6 protein-coding genes are annotated in these 3,372 nt (G+C 47.1%); 3 read left to right on the forward strand and 3 right to left on the reverse strand.

The annotated features are described in order from the left end of the window. Both RMO52_RS15515 and radC read left to right on the forward strand, forming a co-directional pair. Window positions 1–296, forward strand: a 296-nt coding sequence (locus RMO52_RS15515; protein WP_310415880.1) for a translation initiation factor, incomplete at its 5' end; no start/stop codon positions are given. A gap of 119 nt (window positions 297–415) precedes the next feature. Further along, on the forward strand, window positions 416–1,147 hold the full coding sequence (gene radC / locus RMO52_RS15520; protein WP_309737680.1) for a DNA repair protein RadC: 732 nt from the start codon (window positions 416–418) through the stop codon (window positions 1,145–1,147). A 226-nt stretch (window positions 1,148–1,373) separates the two neighbouring features. Here the strand turns inward: radC and RMO52_RS15525 are convergent, their stop codons facing one another. After that, on the reverse strand, window positions 1,374–1,703 hold the full coding sequence (locus RMO52_RS15525) for a TMEM165/GDT1 family protein (protein ID WP_396135012.1): 330 nt from the start codon (window positions 1,701–1,703) through the stop codon (window positions 1,374–1,376). 110 nt (window positions 1,704–1,813) lie between these two features. Continuing rightward, window positions 1,814–2,170 (reverse strand): YkgJ family cysteine cluster protein, encoded by a 357-nt coding sequence (locus RMO52_RS15530; RefSeq protein WP_310415883.1) that lies wholly within the window; start codon window positions 2,168–2,170, stop codon window positions 1,814–1,816. A gap of 216 nt (window positions 2,171–2,386) precedes the next feature. Between RMO52_RS15530 and psb30 the strand changes: the two genes are divergently transcribed. Beyond that, window positions 2,387–2,527, forward strand: a complete 141-nt coding sequence (gene psb30, locus RMO52_RS15535) for a photosystem II reaction center protein Ycf12/Psb30 (RefSeq protein WP_309741775.1) — start codon at window positions 2,387–2,389, stop codon at window positions 2,525–2,527. Window positions 2,528–2,568: 41 nt separating this feature from the next. Here psb30 and dusB read toward each other — a convergent pair. Continuing rightward, window positions 2,569–3,372, reverse strand: an 804-nt coding sequence (gene dusB / locus RMO52_RS15540) for a tRNA dihydrouridine synthase DusB (RefSeq protein WP_310415886.1), incomplete at its 5' end; no start/stop codon positions are given.

A 3,372-nucleotide genomic window follows, 5' to 3' on the forward strand; every position in this document is an offset into this window, starting at 1 on the left:
GCGAATTCGGCGACGAAGAGCCAGATACAAACGATACCGCCGAACTACCACCCAACCAGCATAAACTCAAAATCGAAGCCTCGCGCAAAGGTAAAGGCGGTAAAACAGTCACCATTGTCAGTGGCTTTCAAGTCTCACCAGAGACACTTACCAGCCTCACCAAGACACTCAAAAATCAGTGTGGTGCAGGTGGCGCGATCAAGGATAATACGATCGAGATTCAAGGCGATCATCGTCAAAAATTATTGGAGATCGTGACTAAATTGGGATACAAAGCTAAATTAAGTGGCGGTTAGAAATTGGAGTATTTTTATCGATCGAGAAATAATTCAGCCATTGTAGCGATTCGATCGAGTAGGCGATCGGCGTAGAGTGACAAGTAATTTGAATTACAAGCCGATTACTTGTCCGTGGCATGACCTACAGCCTGCGCATCATCGATATCCCTACTTCCGAACGTCCCCGCGAACGCCTACTCGCACATGGCGTCAAACATCTCAAGAATGCAGAACTAATCGCTATTTTGCTAGGAACGGGGCAAGGCCCTGGTAAACTGTCTGCGATCGGGTTAGGTGAATATATTCTCAATCATTTAGGGCAACATCAGCGAGATCCATTAGAAAGATTGCGCGATCTTCATCCCCAAGAATTAATGGATATTCCTGGTGTCGGCCCCGCCAAGGCGACCGCGATCTTAGCTGCGGTAGAATTGGGGCAGAGGGCTTGTGTCTTGCGTCCACCCGATCGAGCTATCATAGAGAGTCCCGATAGTGCCGCCGCCGCTCTGAGTCAAGAGTTGATGTGGTCTACTCAAGAGCGATTTGCCATATTATTATTAGATGTCAAGAATAGGTTGCTCGGTACTCAGTTAATCACGATCGGGACTGCCACCGAAACCCTCGCACCACCCAAAGAAATCTTCACCGCCATCCTCAAGCAAGGTGCCACCAAAACGATCGTCGCACACAATCACCCATCGGGCAGCACCGAACCCAGTCAAGCCGATCTCGATCTCACGCGGCAATTACTCGCAGGTGCAAAGTTACTTGGTATTCCCTTATTAGATCACCTGATTTTAGGTGGTGGGAATTGGAGTAGTTTACGGCAAAACACCAATCTCTGGGAAGAATGTCCGCAGGGAGATTGATACTCTCAATGTCAAACATGACAAGAAAATTCGTAGGCTGGGTTGCGCGTAGCAAAACCCAAAGAACACACCAGTATCATAGAAATGTTGGGTTTCATTCTGGTTGATGAGCGATAGCCGTTGGCGTAGCCTCGCCGTTGGAGACATCACAACCCAACCTACCCTAAAACTTTATCTTATTTTCTAGAATCAAGCGAAGTTAGGCATTATGAATAATTGCTCCTATTTAAAGTTGCACAACATCCCCTAACAACAGAATCGCAATTACCATCAATAAAGCTCCCGCAGCAATATCTAGAGTTCTGGGCGACAATACCTTCGCTAGATAACGCCCTAGTAATACACCTACCAAACTAGTTGCAATCAAAGCCGCACCCGCACCGAGAAACACGATCCACGGCGATTGAGACTCGGCACTCAACAATAGCGTCGCTAGTTGAGTTTTGTCGCCCATTTCAGCGAGGAAAATCGTGATAAACGTCGAGAAGAAAGTACTCCACACACTCGATTTTTGGAGACTTGTGGACGACTCAGTGACGATGGTTTGGACGACAATATCGTCAGATGAGGTTTCTGAAGTAGAAGGGCTAGTCACTGGACAATCTGAGTTTAGCTAGGTTTTCATTTTCCCCCTATCTTCTCATACCAATCGCAAAAGGTCGAGGCTTAAAGGAAAATTCCCAATTCTGTGTCAAATCGGATTGCCTCTAGACTGCGATCTCCATACACGCCTTCGATCTGCTCCCGACAACACGCGATCGCAAAATCATTCAAATCCTCCGGCTCGATCCCAAACATCGCCACGAAGGTATCTTCCTGTACCCGACAGAAGGAGGGGCGATCTTCATAAATATTACAGGATTGGGTATCGCGATCGAGATTCACACACCAGCCATCTTCGCCCACCATGCTCAGATAGATGGCTAGCTGCTCCGGTGGCAGGTACTCTTCCAAATCTGGTCGATCGCTCGGATCGAGGTTACAACAAGCCCCACACTGCTTCACACACCGCCACGTAGACATATTTTAGGTTGTTAGTTATTACTCATCTAGTCTATTAGTATTTACATCGATTTACACTTTCCCTGTTAAAATGCTCTCCCAGCGCCCATCTCCCATCTCCCATCTCTTTCATGTAGTTTTGTAAACGAAATTAATCTAATCCCGCGCAGCGCAGATAAGATTGTATCGCCGATCCTGTTGGCTATATAATAAATCTAAGTTTGTTTGAGAGGAAATATGGATTTTTTGAGCGGTATTGTTGATAGTGTACTGAGTATTAACTGGGAAGTAATCGCCCAACTGTCAATGGTGGCGATGATTATGATTGCTGGCCCAGTTGTGGTATTTTTACTTGCAGCCCTACGCGGTAATTTATAATCGGTAAGTGGCTAGTTATTTGTGATGTGAGTCTCTAGCCGCTAAACCTCTGGAGCTAATAATTCGATCTGTCGATCGAGTAAATCCACGCCTTGAGCTACATTCTTGATTTCCTGTAGCTGTGTGCGGAGTTCTGACGCACCTAAAAATCCCTTCGCATACCAAGTCATGTGCTTGCGAGCTTGCAGAATACCCCGCTCGCCTTTGTATGAGTACAAGTTTTGGAGATGTTCTTTGGCACATGCTAACCTGTCGATCGAACTTGGCGGTGGTAGCAGCTCGCCCGTTTTGAGAAAATGGTCGATTTCACCGACGAGAAAAGGATAGCCGAGCGTCCCACGCGAACACATCACCCCATCGGCTCCAGTCTGCTCCAGACATGCGATCGCAGCTTCTACTGAAAAGATATCACCATTGGCGATTACCGGAATCGATAGCACTGCTTTTACTCGTCGAATCCAGTCCCAATTAGCCGTACCATTATAGCCTTGAGCGCGAGTACGAGCGTGAACCGTGAGCATCTGTGCGCCAGCATCCTGCATCCGCTGAGCAAAATCTAAAATATTAATTTCATCATCCGACCAACCAATTCTGGTTTTGACCGTCACGGGTATATTAACAGCATTGACGACCGCTTTGACGATCGCGACGGCAGTATCGGGATCTCGCAGTAATGACGAGCCACCGCCATTTTTAGTGATTTTATTCACCGGACAACCCATATTAATATCGATCGTCTGTGCGCCTTGCTCGACAGCAATTTGAGCCGCTTCACCCAAGAAGTCAGGACGACAATCGAAAAACCAAATCGGTGACACCTGACAAGGGTGACTGAAAAACGCGGC

This window comes from Chamaesiphon sp. OTE_8_metabat_110 (assembly GCF_031382685.1).
Taxonomy (GTDB): domain Bacteria; phylum Cyanobacteriota; class Cyanobacteriia; order Cyanobacteriales; family Chamaesiphonaceae; genus Chamaesiphon.